The organism is Corynebacterium sp. sy039 (assembly GCF_007904105.1).
Lineage (GTDB): Bacteria > Actinomycetota > Actinomycetes > Mycobacteriales > Mycobacteriaceae > Corynebacterium.
In genome coordinates, this window is record NZ_CP042325.1 from 864,570 (window position 1) to 880,148 (window position 15,579).

Annotated in this window: 13 protein-coding genes and 1 pseudogene; 9 read left to right on the top strand and 5 right to left on the bottom strand. The window is 47.4% G+C overall.

The genetic code is table 11. From position 1 onward, the window contains the following. Nucleotides 1-81: 81 nt before the first annotated feature. Both FQV43_RS03930 and FQV43_RS03935 read left to right on the top strand, forming a co-directional pair. Nucleotides 82-1,479, top strand: coding sequence for an MFS transporter (locus FQV43_RS03930; RefSeq protein ID WP_146338988.1), 1,398 nt, complete (start codon nt 82-84; stop codon nt 1,477-1,479). Nucleotides 1,480-1,522: 43 nt separating this feature from the next. After that, complete coding sequence (locus tag FQV43_RS03935) at nt 1,523-2,566, top strand: NAD(P)-dependent alcohol dehydrogenase (protein WP_144274645.1); 1,044 nt, start codon at nt 1,523-1,525, stop codon at nt 2,564-2,566. 64 nt (nt 2,567-2,630) lie between these two features. Here the strand turns inward: FQV43_RS03935 and FQV43_RS03940 are convergent, their stop codons facing one another. After that, a complete protein-coding gene (locus FQV43_RS03940) occupies nt 2,631-3,497 on the bottom strand; it encodes a siderophore-interacting protein (RefSeq protein WP_246846963.1) in 867 nt (288 codons plus the stop codon). Nucleotides 3,498-3,551: 54 nt separating this feature from the next. Further along, nucleotides 3,552-3,881, bottom strand: a complete 330-nt coding sequence (locus FQV43_RS03945) for a hypothetical protein (RefSeq protein WP_146338992.1) — start codon at nt 3,879-3,881, stop codon at nt 3,552-3,554. A 125-nt stretch (nt 3,882-4,006) separates the two neighbouring features. On the opposite strand from FQV43_RS03945, the gene FQV43_RS03950 reads away from it, so the two are divergent. From FQV43_RS03950 to FQV43_RS03965, 4 genes are all read left to right on the top strand, one after another. Next, a complete protein-coding gene (locus tag FQV43_RS03950; protein ID WP_144274651.1) occupies nt 4,007-5,035 on the top strand; it encodes a 6-phosphofructokinase in 1,029 nt (342 codons plus the stop codon). A 97-nt stretch (nt 5,036-5,132) separates the two neighbouring features. Then, complete coding sequence (locus FQV43_RS03955; protein ID WP_146338994.1) at nt 5,133-6,128, top strand: bile acid:sodium symporter family protein; 996 nt, start codon at nt 5,133-5,135, stop codon at nt 6,126-6,128. Nucleotides 6,129-6,133: 5 nt separating this feature from the next. Next, nucleotides 6,134-7,639, top strand: a complete 1,506-nt coding sequence (gene gatB, locus FQV43_RS03960) for an Asp-tRNA(Asn)/Glu-tRNA(Gln) amidotransferase subunit GatB (RefSeq protein ID WP_146338996.1) — start codon at nt 6,134-6,136, stop codon at nt 7,637-7,639. A 229-nt stretch (nt 7,640-7,868) separates the two neighbouring features. Continuing rightward, nucleotides 7,869-9,191 carry a hypothetical protein gene (locus FQV43_RS03965; protein ID WP_185967216.1) on the top strand — a complete coding sequence of 441 codons (1,323 nt, stop codon included), beginning with the start codon at nt 7,869-7,871 and terminating at the stop codon, nt 9,189-9,191. 12 nt (nt 9,192-9,203) lie between these two features. On the opposite strand, the gene FQV43_RS03970 is transcribed toward FQV43_RS03965, so the two are convergent. Continuing rightward, nucleotides 9,204-9,908 (bottom strand): LysE/ArgO family amino acid transporter, encoded by a 705-nt coding sequence (locus FQV43_RS03970; protein WP_144274657.1) that lies wholly within the window; start codon nt 9,906-9,908, stop codon nt 9,204-9,206. A 70-nt stretch (nt 9,909-9,978) separates the two neighbouring features. On the opposite strand from FQV43_RS03970, the gene FQV43_RS03975 reads away from it, so the two are divergent. The 3 genes from FQV43_RS03975 (at nt 9,979) to FQV43_RS03985 (ending at nt 12,863) form a co-directional block, all read left to right on the top strand. Beyond that, entirely contained in the window at nt 9,979-10,857 is an 879-nt protein-coding gene (locus FQV43_RS03975; RefSeq protein ID WP_144274659.1) for a LysR family transcriptional regulator ArgP, read from the top strand. Between the two features lie 96 nt (nt 10,858-10,953). Next, nucleotides 10,954-11,640, top strand: a complete 687-nt coding sequence (locus tag FQV43_RS03980; RefSeq protein WP_146338998.1) for an HNH endonuclease family protein — start codon at nt 10,954-10,956, stop codon at nt 11,638-11,640. A 119-nt stretch (nt 11,641-11,759) separates the two neighbouring features. Beyond that, nucleotides 11,760-12,863 (top strand): DoxX family protein, encoded by a 1,104-nt coding sequence (locus tag FQV43_RS03985; protein ID WP_146339000.1) that lies wholly within the window; start codon nt 11,760-11,762, stop codon nt 12,861-12,863. 70 nt (nt 12,864-12,933) lie between these two features. Here the strand turns inward: FQV43_RS03985 and ilvD are convergent. Next, a pseudogene (gene ilvD, locus FQV43_RS03990) lies at nt 12,934-14,776 on the bottom strand (dihydroxy-acid dehydratase). A gap of 125 nt (nt 14,777-14,901) precedes the next feature. Further along, complete coding sequence (locus tag FQV43_RS03995) at nt 14,902-15,444, bottom strand: PH domain-containing protein (RefSeq protein WP_146339002.1); 543 nt, start codon at nt 15,442-15,444, stop codon at nt 14,902-14,904. Nucleotides 15,445-15,579 lie beyond the last annotated feature (135 nt).

The following is a 15,579-nucleotide window of genomic DNA, read 5'->3' on the forward strand; positions in this document are numbered from 1 at the left end:
TGATTGTATCCATAGCACTGATACAGTGCCGTATATGTGGTCATAAGGATTATGAGCATCGGGCAGAGATAAGTAGGGGTTATGAGACACAAGGCTTGCTCCCAACGGGAAATACCAGCATTACCGTTGCCAGAAAAACAAGCCTGGCATGCCTTGATTGCCCTGTGCATTGGGTTCTTCATGATCCTGTTAGATCAATCTATTGTTGCTGTTGCTACTGCAACGCTACAAAAAGAATTAGATGCTGACTACAACGAGATCATCTGGGTCACTTCAGCATATTTACTTAGTTTCGCAGTTCCACTTCTTATGACCGGCAGACTAGGAGATCGGTACGGTCCAAAGAACATCTATATCCTTGGCATGGTCATCTTCACCATAAGCTCATGCGTATGTGGTTTATCGTCTAGTATGCTCATGCTGATCATTGCTCGAGCGATGCAAGGAATCGGTGCTGCACTATTAACACCGCAAACAATGAGCGTGATCAATCGAGTTTTTGCCAGAGATCGACGCGGCGCAGCCTTAGGCGCATGGGGAATGGTGGGCAGCTTAGCTAGTTTTAGTGGTCCATTAGCAGGTGGTTATATTACCCAGACAATGGGTTGGCAATGGATTTTCTTCATTAATATCCCCATTGGATTTCTGTCTGTTTTTATGGTGGCACGTTATGTACCGCGTTTTGCCACAATTGAGCGAAAAATTGACCTGCTTTCCATAGTGCTCTCAGTGTGCTCAGTATTTGCTGTAGTTTTCGCACTCCTCCAAGGTGAGCGTGCGCAATGGGCATGGTGGATTTGGGCATTAGTATGTGTTGGATTAGCCATTGGTGTGCTTTTTGTACTGCGTCAGCGCTCCATTTCGACGGATCGGGAACCACTCATGCCCTTGGATCTTTTCCATATTCCCTCTTTTGCGATGGGTAATGTCGGAATCTTTTGTATGGGATTTGTTATTGGTGGCACTCCGTTACCGATCATGCTTTATTTGCAACAAGTACATCAGTTATCACCGTTATCTGCAGGCTTTGTGATGGCACCTATGGCAGTAATCGCTGCAATCTTTGCACCTTTCGTCGGTAGGCTATCGGACAAACGCTCCCCGGAAAAACTTGCTGCCTGTGGTTTCTCCCTGAGTGCAGTGGTATTAGCAGGACTATGTATCCTTATGTCTAGTGGGGCACCGCTTTTTGCTTTCTATGCGGTTATGGTGGGTAACGGCATCGGTAATGTTTTCATCTGGGCACCGAACTCTGCATCTACTATGCGTGATGTGCCTATGTCACGGATGGGAATAGGTTCGGGTATTTATAACACCACACGGCAACTTGGGTCGGTTGTGGGTTCAGCAGCAATTGGTGCAGTGTTGCAGTGGCGCATTGGTCAAGACAGCCCTGGTAGTGCTTATGCACAGGCTGTGATACTTGGCGCGGTGGTATTGTGCTTTGCTGTAGTGAGTGCATTGTCTGTGCGTCGCTAAGCTTAAACCGCATGATTAATCTGATGGGCGTATACTGGTAGCTATGCCAATTTCTACTAAAGTTTTGCAAAAGACCGGTCCTGATGCACCTTTTGAGGTTGCAGAAATTCAACGACGTGATCCGCGTCCCGACGATATTGTCATCGACATTAAGGCAGCAGGAATTTGCCATTCTGATATCCACACTATTCGTAATGAATGGGGTCAAGCGCATTTTCCACTTACCGTTGGGCATGAAATCGCTGGTGTCGTCAGTGCGGTCGGTTCTGAAGTCACTCGCTATAAAGTAGGGGATCGCGTAGGAGTAGGATGTCTCGTTAATTCTTGTGGTGAATGTGAGCAATGCGCATTAGGCAATGAACAAGATTGCCAACAAGGCGTTGGTACCTATAATTCCACGGATGTAGACGGTAGCATTACTCAAGGCGGTTATGCACAAAAAGTAGTGGTAAATGAGCGTTTTGTGTGCCGTATTCCGGATGAACTCGACTTCGATATTGCAGCTCCACTTTTGTGTGCGGGTATCACTACATATTCGCCATTGGCGCGTTGGGATATTAAAGAAGGCGATAACGTAGCGGTTGTTGGTCTAGGCGGTTTGGGTCACATGGGTGTGCAGATTGCTGCTGCTAAAGGTGCTACAGTTACCGTGCTTTCTCGTAGTCTCAAGAAAGAGCAAGAAGCAAAAGAGCTTGGTGCTACTCGGGTGCTTGCTACTACTGAGGAGGATTTTTTCCGTAATCACCGTGGTGAGTTTGACTTTATCCTGTCCACCATTTCTGCTTCGTATGATCTTGATGCATATCTCAAACTTCTCAAGCCGCATGGCGTTATGTCCGTCGTTGGTTTACCGCCTGAGCAATTAGGTGTATCGATGGGATCACTCATTATGGGTGGGAAAGTGCTCACCGGTTCTAATATCGGTGGCATTAAGGAAACTCAAGAGATGCTAGATTTTTGTGCACAGCACTCACTTGGTGCCAAAATTGAAAAAATTTCTGTTGATGAGGTCGACGCAGCCTATGACCGTGTTGTTGCTGGAGATGTAAAGTTCCGTTTTGTCATTGATACCAGCACATTCGGATAATAATTACCCTCGTAGCTAGTGGAAACTGCTGCATGGTGTTACCTACGCTATGCAGCAGTTTTGTCTATTTCTTGAGTGCGTTTTCCTCAGCCTCAATACTGCGATTGAACTCGCCTTTCGACGCTTGCCATTGGTCTTCCGTCATGCCTAAGCGCCAATATCCTGAAATGGAAACATCAGCTGGGGAAACATTATGCTCTACGAAGAGAAAGCGGCGAATATCTTTAATCATCTCTGCCACTCCATGCACAAACCAGGAGGTAGATACTGACCAATCATAATCTGCATGGCGTACTGCTTGCATGAGCTGAGTGCCATGTACTGCGCCCTGTCGAGGCACCCAATGGTATGTTATGTTGTGGTTTTCAGGCACTGGGATATGCGCATTATCATGTGCGATCTCCAGAAATACCTCAGCAGTGCTTGATTGTGGCAGTGCTTGGAGGGATTCAATAATGGCAGGGGCGGCGGCTTCGTCGCCAGCGAAAATGAAATGAGGATATTTTTCCTCTGGTTTCCATTTTCCACCTGGACCAAGAAACATTATTTTCTCGCCAACTTGGGCACGCGCAGCCCATGGTCCGGCAAGACCGATATCGCCATGCGAAACAAAATCAATATCAAAATTTCCTGTTCCAGGGTCGATATTGCGTAACGTATAGGTGCGCTTAATGGGCTGTTGCTCCGGGGGATAGTTTTGCTGAATATCAGCAAGATTGAATGGAATACTATAGGGCGCTCCTTGTGGGATAAACAGTAACTTGACGTAGTGATCACTAAACGGAAACTCTTTTCCAATAAGTGCTTTAGCATGAAAGCTCAGCCGAATCATATGTTCGCTGATGGAGGTTTTTGCTGTGATCGTGGCTTCTTGCGCGACCCGTGGTTTTTTCTTAGAGTTTTTGGGCAACCCGATAGGGGACTTATCCATAGTATTCATGTGCGATAGGAAGTGTGAGAAATAGAGTTAAGAACAAGAGAGCTACTAGCGAGCATCAGAAAGGAAATGGGCAGCACCAGCACTGAGTGCTGTAACGCTCAGTACTGATGGCCACGGTCCGATCTTTTTAGCCAAAGGATGTGAAAGTCCAAAGCCAGCAGTATAAATGCCAAGTAACGCAGCAGTAGTAGCAGGGTTTGTTTTCTTTAACCAACTCCGTGCTGCCCAGCCACCTGCGCCGAGGAGAATTGCACCACCTAGTGGGCGGATTCCTGTTTCTTTAGCGCTTACCCAGCCCCCAATAAGCCCGAGACTGGTGACTAGTGCGGTATTGACATCTTGAGGTTTTTTCATCGCAAACAAAGTGGAACTCATAAGTAGTGATCGTAGTCTGTTGTGTAGGGCAATATCTAGTGTGAAAGCATAAAAAGTGCATACTACTTATGTCCTTTGTTGTGCTGTCAAGCATAAAATGATCTAAAAGATTACACTTGATGTCTATGCGACTGGCAACTTTAACCTCAGGTGGCGATTGTCCTGGCCTTAATGCTGTAATCCGTGGAATTGTACGTACGTGCTCTGAGTATGGTTCTACTGTGGTTGGTTATCAGGATGGTTGGGTTGGGCTTATGGAAGATAAGCGAGTGCAACTCTATGATGACGAACATATTGATCGTATTCTCTTGCGTGGTGGAACTATTCTTGGTACCGGTCGTGTGCATCCGGATACGTTCAAGGCTGGGTTGGAGCAAATTAAGGCTAATTTGGCAGATGCTGAGATAGATGCGTTGATTCCCATCGGTGGAGAGGGAACGCTCAAAGGTGCTCAATGGCTTTCGGACAATGGTATTCCGGTGGTTGGGGTGCCAAAGACTATCGATAACGATGTCAATGGTACTGACTATACTTTTGGTTTTGATACTGCTGTCAGCGTTGCTACTGATGCTATTGATCGTTTGCACACTACTGCAGAGTCACATAATCGTGTCATGATTGTTGAGGTCATGGGGCGTCATGTGGGTTGGATTGCGCTCCATGCTGGGATGGCAGGAGGTGCTCATTATATTGTTATTCCTGAGCAGCCTTTTGATATTGCTGAGATTTGTAAGAAGATGCAGCGTCGATTCCAAATGGGGGAGAAGTATGGCATTATCGTCGTAGCTGAGGGGGCATTGCCAAAAGAAGGCACTATGGATTTTTCTGCTGGCGATGTGGATCAATTTGGACATCAGACCTTTAACGGTATTGGGCAAGTTATTGGTGAGGAAATCAAACGTCGTCTCGGCCATGATGTTCGTACCTCTGTATTAGGCCATATTCAACGTGGTGGTACCCCAACAGCTTATGATCGGGTGCTTGCTACGCGTTATGGTGTGCATGCTGCTCGTGCGTGTCATAACGGTGATTTTGGGAAGATGGTTGCCCTTCATGGGGAGCATATTGAGCTTATTGATCTTGAAGATGCCGTTGGTACGCTCAAGGTGGTTCCTGAGGGGCGTTATCGCACAGCGCGTGCACTTTTTGGTTGATGGTTTGGTTGATGGTTTTTGCGTATTGGCTAGTCCTATGCCATCATTTCATACAATGAAATTATTTGTCTCACTATAAGAGATAGTTGGGTGAAATATGGCTGAAAAAATTGATACTCCAGATATATCGAAAGAAGACGTAGCTAAAGATAAAGCAGCCTTTGTGGCAGCACTCGGTTTTCCTATCTTGGTTATCATTGGCGGTTTTATCGGTTTAGCAGGCGCAGAGTCGATGGCGTCTTTTTCTAGCTGGGTTTCTCCGCTGCTGGGCATCGTCATGTTCGGAATGGGGCTGACACTGCGCCCGGTAGATTTTGTACTCGTCGCTCGTCGACCAATCCCAGTGCTCATTGGCGTGGTGGCGCAGTACCTCATCATGCCACTGACAGCTGTACTTATTGTGTGGCTGTTGCATTTGCCAAGCGCAATCGCCGTTGGCGTTGTGCTTGTGGGGTGTTCACCAGGTGGAACAAGCTCCAATGTAGTGAGTTATCTTTGCCGTGGTGATGTAGCTCTTTCAGTGACAATTACAAGCATTTCGACGCTACTCTCACCGATTTTGACACCTATGCTAACTTTGTGGCTCGCTGGTTCTTATTTGGCAGTCGCTGCCGACGCAATGGCAATTTCTATTGTCAAAGCAGTGCTATTACCTGTTCTTTTGGGTTTGGTAGTGCGGCTTATTCTGCCCAAGTTAGTAGAAAAAATTACAGTGGTTTTGCCGTGGATTTCAGTATTAGCTATTTCCATGATTGTGGCAATCGTCGTGGGCAATAGCAAAGAAAAAATTCTTTCCGCAGGGCTTATCGTGTTCATTGCTGTTGTTGCGCACAATCTGATTGGTTATCTTCTGGGCTATGTTGCTGGCAGAATTACCCGACAATCACCTGTTGTTGCTCGTACGTTGTCGGTAGAGGTGGGAATGCAGAACTCCGGCTTAGCAGCTAGTTTGGCAACGCAGTATTTTGAGCCATTATCTGCGCTACCTGCTGCAGTCTTTTCTGTATGGCATAACCTTTCTGGTGCGATGCTTGCTGCTTTGTGGCGTTGGCGTGATCGTCGTGTGCAGAACAAGGAAAGCATAGTAGTATAGGCAGAATGACAAGCGCACTATATGACGTAATGGATTTCGATGAGGTTTTAGAGCACTATGAACCCGTGATGGGCTTGGAAGTGCACGTTGAGTTGGCTACTGAGACAAAAATGTTTTCAGCGCCTTCGGCACATTTTGGTGCGGAGCCTAATAGTAACGTCGATCCAGTTTCTCTAGGACTTCCTGGTGCATTACCTGTCGTAAATGCGAAAGGTGTGGAGTGGGCAATCAAAATTGGTCTTGCGCTTAATTGCTCTATTGCACCATCTTCGCGTTTTGCGAGGAAAAACTATTTCTATCCTGATCAGCCCAAAAATTATCAGATCTCCCAGTATGATGAGCCTATTGCTTACGACGGCTACCTCGATGTGGTGTTAGATGATGGTACCCCGTGGCGGGTGGAAATCGAACGCGCGCATATGGAAGAAGACACAGGTAAGCTGACCCATTTGGGTGGGGCTGATGGTCGTATTCATGGCGCTACTGCATCATTAGTTGATTGCAATCGTGCTGGTATTCCACTTATTGAGATCGTTACAAAACCTATTGTCGGTGCAGGCGAACGCGCCCCAGAGGTGGCTCGCGCCTATGTTTCTGCTTTGCGTGATCTTGTAAAAGCATTGGGAGTTTCTGATGCTCGTATGGATCAGGGGTCGATGCGTGTGGATTCTAACGTGTCATTGCGTCCTATTGGTCAACAAGAATTTGGTACTCGTACTGAGACAAAGAATATCAACTCCTTAAAGTCTGTTGAGCAGGCTGTTCGTTATGAGATGCAGCGCCAAGCACAGGTGTTGCAAGACGGTGGTGTTATTGAGCAAGAAACACGCCATTATCAAGAATCAGATGGTTCTACTTCTAAAGGTCGTCCTAAAGAGACTGCTGAGGATTATCGTTATTTTAATGATCCAGATTTGCCACCAGTGCTTGCTCCTGAACAGTGGGTGGAGGAGATTCGTGCTTCTTTGCCAGAGCTACCGTGGGTGCGGCGGGCACGTATTCAAGCTGAGTGGGGTCTTAAAGATGAAGAAATGCGTGATCTTGTTAATGCAGGCGCATTAGAGCTCATCATCGAAACTGTGGAACACGGTGCTGCACCGGCAGAAGCACGTTCTTGGTGGGTGGCGTATTTGGCGCAAAAGGCTAATGAAAACGAGGTTGAGCTTGCGGAGCTAAAGATCACCCCAGCGCAAGTGGCAACTGTTGTTTCTTTGGTGAAAGAAGGAAAACTAACAAATAAATTAGCTCGTCAAGCTATTGATGGTGTTCTTGCTGGTGAAGGTGATGTTGCTGAGGTCGTGGCTGCTCGTGGTCTAGAAGTGGTGCGTGATGATTCTGCGATTGAGCAGGCAGTAGATGAGGCTTTAGCAGCTAATCCAGATATTGTGGAAAAGTACCGTGCTGGCAATAAGAAAGTTACTGGCGCTATTGTCGGCGCAGTGATGAAAGCTACACGTGGTAAAGCAGATCCAGCCCAGGTGAATAAGCTCATTGCACAAAAACTAGGCTAAGCCGGTACTAAAAAGCACTGCAATAGAGCGTATATAGTTCTACTGCAGTGCTTTTATTGCTTTTCGTGGCACTATCTCGGCCAGTATTACAATGTGGTTACATTAGGGCTTATCTTTAGGGATCGAGGATCGCAGTGGGGTAGAGTGTCACACTGTTAGTTTGGCATCAGTGTGACAGCGTGACAGTGCGTGTGGCATTGCTGCAGAAAATAAAAGATTAGGTTTGGTTTTGTCTATTTCTCGATCCTTTGCGATATCTCTGTCTTTTGTCGGTTTGCTTGTGGGGGCTGGTTTTGCATCCGGACAAGAGACAATTCAATACTTTGTTTCCTTTGGAGTAGGTGGCATATGGGGTGTGCTGCTGGCAAGTTTTATTATGACGTTAGCTGGTACTGTGTTTCTCCAGTTAGGAAGTTATTTTCAAGCTAATGAACACAATGCTGTGTTTTCTAGCGTTGCACATCCTGTGGTGGCAAAAATTCTGGATTACGCAGTAATCTTCACGCTCTTTTGTATTGGCTTTGTCATGCTTGCTGGCGCAGGCTCTAATCTTAACCAGCAATTTGGGCTTGCACCGTGGATTGGTTCTCTCATCATGCTCATCTTGGTCATGGTGGTTGGGATGTTCGATGTGGATAAAGTCAGTGCCGTCATTGGTATGCTCACACCATTGATAGTGGTAGCAGTGCTATTTGTGGGTGCATATTCCCTTATGCATTTACCAGATAGTTTTTCTGAGGTCACTCATGCGGCTGAGCAGGTGGCGTCTCCGTTGCCTAATTGGTGGATCTCGGCGCTGAATTATTCTGGATTGGCGCTTATTCTTGCAGTATCAATGAGCCTTGTTATTGGTGGAGACAACTTGAATCCGCGTGAAGCCGGTATAGGTGGTCTCATCGGTGGCGCCATGTATTCGGTGATGATGGCAATTGCCTTTTTCTCTTTGTTGGTCAATATCACTGCTATTTCCGATAGCGATATGCCAATGCTGGCCATTGTTGATTCTGTGCATCCTATCCTAGGCATCATCATGGCTATTATCGTGTACCTGATGATTTTTAATACTGCCATCGGTATGTTTTATGCATTAGGTAAGCGTCTATCTGCACGACGACCACAGAATTATCGCCTTATCTTTATCCTTGGCTGCTTGGTGGGCTATGCCATTAGTTTCGTTGGCTTTAAGACCCTGATGCAGTATGTGTATCCGATTTTGGGTTATATGGGAATTGCCACTGTGGTTGTTCTGGTCATTGCTTGGCTTAAAGCAATGAGCAGTATTAACGATGAGGCACAACGTCGAGAGCGTTTGCGTGCTTTATTGCATTTACGCTTGCACCCGGATAAGCGCTATACCAAAGAAAATAATGCGGAATTAGGTGAGATACTTGATGACTCAAATTTGGAGAATGCTGAGCTAGAACAGCTTTACGACGCTGCTCTAACCGAGGTGTCGCAGAACTTGGACGATAATGATGAGGTGGATTTTACTCTCGACGAATTCGATCCAGAGCAATTTCCACCACCAACTGAGTCGAAGCCTAAGGCATGATAGCGCGTGGCATTAGTGCAGAATAAGGCGTATGCACATGGACAACATGATGCAGCCGATTGCGAAGTTGATTATTTTCCATGCTGTAGGTTTGGCAAGAACAGAGGAGAATTTGATAGCGCCAAATCCGAGTAATGGGAACCACATGAGACTTGCCACTAATGCGCCAGTCGCAAAGATCCAGCGTCCTTCAGGACCATGTTGATTGGCGATACCACCGAGCATGACCAAGGTATCGACATACGCAACAGGATTGAGATAGGTAAAAGCCAGGGCTGCGAGCACAGGTTTGACCCATGTTTTTTGCTGTGTGCGCTGAGGACGGGTCTTAGTAGCAACATTGCCTGAGCCTGCGGGGATTGCAGCGTAATCCTCGGTTTTGGTATTTGTGTAATCTGCGTTGTCCTCAGCGGAACTAGAAATAGTGAGTGCTTGGTCATTTTTCCATGCATCGCGGAAGCAACTATAGCTAAACCAAGCAAGATAACACGCTCCGAGCCATTTAAGGACAGTCATCATCACAGGAGCTTTGTTAATCAGAACACCGACACCTGCGGTACCACTGAAAATAAGTAGCACGTCGCTCAGCATACAGACGATAAGGATGGCAACTACGCCTTCACGTTTAATACCTTGCTTAATGATCAGAGCGTTTTGTGGACCAATAGCAACGATGAGGGAAAGGCCGAGGAGGAAACCTGATAGTGCGATGCTCATGGTTCATAGTCTGCATTGAATAGGGCATGAAGTAAAATGAAATATATTTAACATGGTTTAGAATAGCTTCATGAACCCATTGCACTTGCGTACACTCCTGGCAATTATCGACGAAGGGTCTTTTGAGCTTGCTGCTTATAAGTTGGGAATTTCGCCCTCGGCAGTCAGCCAAAGAATCAAGGCGTTAGAAAAAGCTGCTGGAAGAATTATCCTGCGCAGAACCACGCCTGTTAGCGCTACCCAGGCAGGTGAAGTGCTCGTGCAATCTGCGCGGAGAATGGCTTTGCTGGAGGCGGAAACAAATGCTGAATTGCGAGGACATATCAGTAAAATTCCCCTTTCTGTCGTAGTGAACGCAGACTCGCTAAGTACGTGGTTTCGCAGCGTGCTGGCACAATTAGCCTCATGGGGGCAGGTTAATCTGCATTTGCGTATTGAGGATGAAGCACATTCCTTATCGTTGTTACGCAAAGGAGATGTACTTGGGGCAGTGACGAGAGAAAGTCAACCGGTAGCGGGATGCGAAGTAATGCCTTTGGGGGTTATGCGCTATTACTCTGTGGCAAACCCTTGGCTATTGGATCGTTATACTCACGACGGTGTTGTGGATTGGATGCACATGCCAACCTTACGCTTTGGCTCTAGGGATAGTTTGCAAGATGAAGACTTTAGGAAGCGAGTGGGGAAAACTTTGCAACCTGAGCAAATATCCCAAATCCCTTCTGCTGAGGCTTTTATGGAGGCGGCTCGTGTCGGGTTGGGCTGGGCATTGTTGCCAGAGCAACAGGCCTTGGAGTTGATCGAGTCTGGTCAGGTGGTGCGACTGGATGATCAGGTAATGACTGTGCCGCTTTATTGGCAACGATGGCGCTTGGAATCACCATCCTTAGAAAGGCTGAGTGACGCAGTGATGACTGCGGCGCAACAATTGCACCACCTCAATGATTAGAACATATGTGCTATATTTTGGTTTCGTGTCGCACGGGACTGATAGCTTTATCCGAGTCATTGTTTCTAGAGGCTAGCAGCATGAAAGGTAACGGATATGCGTCGAGTGGCTTTTCTATGCGTAGTGGGAATCATCCTTGGTGTTTGTGCTTTTAGCTGGAAACCTGGACAAGAAAAACTAGATACCACTTCAATGAGCGAACTTAATCACCAGGACGGTGTGGGGCTGGAGCAACTATATATCAGGACTGCTCCTGAGGAAATACCGCAATATGACCGCGCATTCTTCGGGCAACGATGGAGTGATGATGTACCAGTAGAGTTTGGGCATAATGGATGCGATACTCGTAACGATATTTTGCATAGAGACTTGACAAATGTGGTACTCAAACCCAGAACACACGATTGCGTCGTATTGAGTGGAAAATTGCATGATCCCTATTCCGCTAAGGAAATTACTTTTACTAGAGGTCAGGGGACAAGTGAACGCGTACAAATAGATCACATAGTTGCCCTAGCAGATGCCTGGTATTCCGGAGCATATATGTGGAATGAGCAACAGCGTAGAACTTTCGCTAACGACCCAGCCAATTTACTGGCAACCGCACAACAAGAAAATGAAGAAAAGAAAGCAAAGACTATCGATAAGTGGCTTCCGAGCAATAAAGATTTCCATTGCCAATTCGCACGCGATATTGTCGCGATAAAAAACAAATATCAGCTCAGCGTCAGTGAACAAGAGCACAGGGCACTGAAAAAAGTTCTTGGGCGCTGTAGCTCATAGATGGGTTGTGGCAAAGCTAGCTGTGGGTGAGCGTCGAAAGCGAGCAAAAAGTGCAGAAAAGATAAGGCGCGCCGAGGATTAAAGCCATCCTGGTAAAAAACTAACCTACTCTGGTCAGTATGAGCGATAATAAAACACCAGATCGTGCTAGTGACTTTGACGATATCCCTACCTACACCCCTCAACCAGCAAAACAAGAGCAGGCGGTAGTCTCGCCTTCTTCACACGCACAGCCCCTTTCTGACAATGCGAGTGATGGCGCGGAACATAATTCAGTGCATGATTCAGTTTCTGCTGCTAGTGCGCGGAATATTTATAACCGAGCAGGTAGAGCGGCTCCGCAGATGATTACGCCGCACAATGCTCGGAAACCAGTTGAGCAGGAAACTCGAGAAAGTGCGCCTGCCACAGAAGTAATGAATGCGCAAACGCAATCTAGCGTGCAGTTCCCTCAAGAGACAACTGCGCCAGTGCAACCAGAACACACTGCAGTTTTAGATCGACCACAGAGTGCTGGCCGGAATGCGCCATTGGCTTCTGATGCACCGACCTCACAATATGCAGATGAGGACTTTGCTCCTGTAGCACCGTCACCTGCTGCGCCACAGGTGGTTGCACCATCAACTACCTCTTTTGATATGCCGGAAGCGCAGGCAGAAATGACCCCTGAGAGCGCTTTCGCTGCTGCACCTCAACCAGTAACAGTTGTTGAGGATAAGCGCGGTACCATTGACTTTGGTTTATTGGTGTTGCGTCTTATTACTGCTATTTATCTAATCGCACAATCAACTCAAGTATTTTTTAACTTGGGTTCTGAGGGCGGAATAAACCAGTTGGAAGCTGATTTCTCTGCCTATACGTATGCTGATTTACTTGCAGTAGCTGTTCCTGCAGCAGAATTTGCGGCAGGAGTATTCTTATTTTTTGGATTGCTTTCCCCAGTTGCATCCGCTGTGGCGATTGTTGCAACAGGTTTTATGCTTTTGCACACCGTGTATTTTGAGGGAATTCCTGGAGTATTTGATATTTCCGACAGTGTGTGGCTTGCCGGCATTATCTTCCTTCTTACGATTAGTCTGCAATTCACCGGTCCTGGACGAATTTCTCTCGACGTAAGCCGTAGCTGGGCAAAGCGTCCATTAGTGAGCTCATGGCTATTTGCTGTATTAGGTATTGCTGGTGCTGTCGCTTTATGGTGGTTTGGCGCTGGCGTTGGTTTCTAGTCCACAGTGCTAATAACAAAACAGGTCTTGTCATCCTAAGAGAACAAGACCTGTTTTTGTGTTATCAGTGCTAATCTACCTGGCGTACAGCACCTTTATCCGCAGAGGTAGCCATAGACGCGTAAGCACGCAGTGCCTTAGAAACTTGGCGATTGCGAGTAAGAGGTGTCCACGGCTTGGGCCGCGAAAGCATTTCTTGATGTCGCTGCTCGATTATGTCTTTATCAACGTTGAGGGTTAGTGTGCGCTGCGCTACTGAGATGGAGATTTCATCCCCATCCTCAATTAAGCCAATAAGTCCACCATGCGCGGCTTCTGGCGAAATATGACCGATCGATAATCCAGAAGTACCGCCAGAGAAACGTCCGTCGGTGATGAGTGCACAGACTTTACCGAGTCCTGCTCCTTTAAGGAACGAGGTAGGGTGGAGCATTTCTTGCATACCTGGTCCACCTGATGGTCCTTCATAGCGGATGACTACGACTTCACCTGGCTGAACTTTGCGTTGCAAAATGATAGATACTGCTTCTTCTTGGCTATCGACGACGCGGGCAGGACCTGTGAATTCCCATAGTTCTTCGTCGACCCCAGCGGTTTTGAGTACCGCTCCGTCGGGGGCTAAATTGCCGCGAAGAATCACTAGACCGCCATCTGCTGAGTAGGCATGATCAATGTTGTGGATGCAGCCGTTTTCTTGGTCTGTGTCGAGACTATCCCAGCGTGTTGATTGTGAGAATGGTTGGGTAGTGCGTACACCACCTGGTGCGGCATGGAATAGTTCGATGGCTTTGTCGATGGCCTTACCACCGCGAATATCCCAGTCGTTGAGCCAGCCGTCGACGGTGTCGTAGGCAACGGTGTGGACATCTTCATCTAATTTTCCTGCGCGACGTAGCTCGCCAAGAATTGCTGGAATACCACCTGCACGGTGTACATCTTCAATATGATACGTGCCGTTGGGGGCGACTTTGGAGATACATGGGATGGAGTGGGAAAGCTCGTCAAATATCGCTGAGCGTAAAATCTATGTCTCCCTCTTGAGCTGCTGCAAGAGTATGTAGCACAGTGTTGGTTGAGCCGCCCATTGCCATATCTAGCGCCATAGCATTGCGGAATGCTTTTTTGGTTGCGATATTGCGTGGTAGGACTGACTCGTCTTCTTCGCCATAGTAGCGCTGGCACATATCCACGATCATGGCACCTGCTTGCTCAAAAAGTTCTCGCCGAGCAGTGTGCGTGGCAAGGGTGGTGCCATTGCCTGGCAAGGATAGACCGAGTGCTTCGGTGAGGCAGTTCATGGAATTAGCAGTGAACATTCCAGAGCAAGAACCGCAGGTAGGGCAGGCGGATTGCTCTACTTTGAGGAGGTCTTCATCGGAGATATTGTCATTTGCTGATGCAGTGATGGCGGTGATGAGATCGGTGGCAGCATGCGCCACGCCATCAACAGCGACGACTTTTCCTGCCTCCATCGGGCCGCCTGAGACGAAGATTGCTGGGATATTCAAGCGCATTGCGGCGTTGAGCATACCAGGGGTGATTTTATCGCAGTTGGAAATGCAGACCATAGCGTCGGCAGTATGAGCATTGACCATGTACTCTACTGAATCTGCGATAATTTCACGGCTTGGTAAGGAATAGAGCATTCCGGAGTGCCCCATTGCGATGCCGTCGTCGACAGCAATGGTATTGAATTCTTTAGGGACGCCACCTGCGGCGCGTACTGCTTCTGCCACGATGTCACCCACATTTTTTAGGTGAACATGACCAGGTACGAACTGGGTATAAGAATTAACAATGGCGACGATGGGTTTGCCGAACTCATTTTCTTTGGTGCCAGTTGCACGCCATAGCGCGCGGGCACCCGATGCGTTACGACCAACTGTGGTGACACGAGAGCGTAAAGGAATCATGGGTTATCTCTATTTTTCTATCTAGCACTGGTGAGTAAGTAGCTTAGGGCACTTGCCGCCTACCTAGCTAATTGCTGAGGTAATCAGAGGAAGATTGCCTATTTTTAGGGGTATTTGTTGTTGTATCAGCTTTTCTTTTGTTTTTCTTGCTGCGCTTGTTGTGCTTGCCACTGAGCATATTCTTCCTGAGAAACCAATACCTCGTGACCATCACGACGAACAATTCTTACTTTTTCATTTGCCGCCATACGTCCTTGGGTGAGTGCGTCGGGAATGCGTCCTTGTGAGGCTTGTTCGAGTACCGGCAGTGAGTTAAAAGAAATACCTGGTAGGGATATCTTCTGTCCGGAGTTGCTCTCTGCAAATGCCTTAGCCCCGCGAAATCCAACACCTTTGAGCTCTGACCAGGGGAGGTGTTTGCTGGAGGAAAATAAATACCGCGTATCGATGCCTGTTTCGCTTACGACGGTGCGAGCACGAAGTACCCATATTGCAAAAATAATGGGGAAGATAATGAGCCAAGACAAGAGCGCGGGATTAGCGCCGCTAATGAGAAATAATATGCCAGCGACCAGACCTGCGCTTAACAAATGTGTGCGGTCAGGTGCAAAAACTGCTTTCTGATTAGGAAGTGCCTTGTCTGTGTGATCCGTAGGGGAGCTGCTCATAGTTTCATACTAATCGAGTCTGTAGACGAGACAAAAGAAAAAGCAGGAGCTTTGCGACGTCAAGCTAGCACATTCAAGGTTCTGTGGTTATGATGAGAAATGCTTTTAGGTTTTTCTCAGCTTTGTGTGGTTGAG

What these genes read in the sequence shown, in the direction of transcription:
- FQV43_RS03930 (WP_146338988.1), top strand. Translation starts at nt 82, where the DNA reads ATGAGACACAAGGCTTGCTCCCAACGGGAAATACCAGCATTACCGTTG.
- FQV43_RS03935 (WP_144274645.1), top strand. Translation starts at nt 1,523, where the DNA reads ATGCCAATTTCTACTAAAGTTTTGCAAAAGACCGGTCCTGATGCACCT.
- FQV43_RS03940 (WP_246846963.1), bottom strand. Translation starts at nt 3,497, where the DNA reads ATGGATAAGTCCCCTATCGGGTTGCCCAAAAACTCTAAGAAAAAACCA.
- FQV43_RS03945 (WP_146338992.1), bottom strand. Translation starts at nt 3,881, where the DNA reads ATGAGTTCCACTTTGTTTGCGATGAAAAAACCTCAAGATGTCAATACC.
- FQV43_RS03950 (WP_144274651.1), top strand. Translation starts at nt 4,007, where the DNA reads ATGCGACTGGCAACTTTAACCTCAGGTGGCGATTGTCCTGGCCTTAAT.
- FQV43_RS03955 (WP_146338994.1), top strand. Translation starts at nt 5,133, where the DNA reads ATGGCTGAAAAAATTGATACTCCAGATATATCGAAAGAAGACGTAGCT.
- gatB (WP_146338996.1), top strand. Translation starts at nt 6,134, where the DNA reads ATGACAAGCGCACTATATGACGTAATGGATTTCGATGAGGTTTTAGAG.
- FQV43_RS03970 (WP_144274657.1), bottom strand. Translation starts at nt 9,908, where the DNA reads ATGAGCATCGCACTATCAGGTTTCCTCCTCGGCCTTTCCCTCATCGTT.
- FQV43_RS03975 (WP_144274659.1), top strand. Translation starts at nt 9,979, where the DNA reads ATGAACCCATTGCACTTGCGTACACTCCTGGCAATTATCGACGAAGGG.
- FQV43_RS03980 (WP_146338998.1), top strand. Translation starts at nt 10,954, where the DNA reads ATGCGTCGAGTGGCTTTTCTATGCGTAGTGGGAATCATCCTTGGTGTT.
- FQV43_RS03985 (WP_146339000.1), top strand. Translation starts at nt 11,760, where the DNA reads ATGAGCGATAATAAAACACCAGATCGTGCTAGTGACTTTGACGATATC.
- FQV43_RS03995 (WP_146339002.1), bottom strand. Translation starts at nt 15,444, where the DNA reads ATGAGCAGCTCCCCTACGGATCACACAGACAAGGCACTTCCTAATCAG.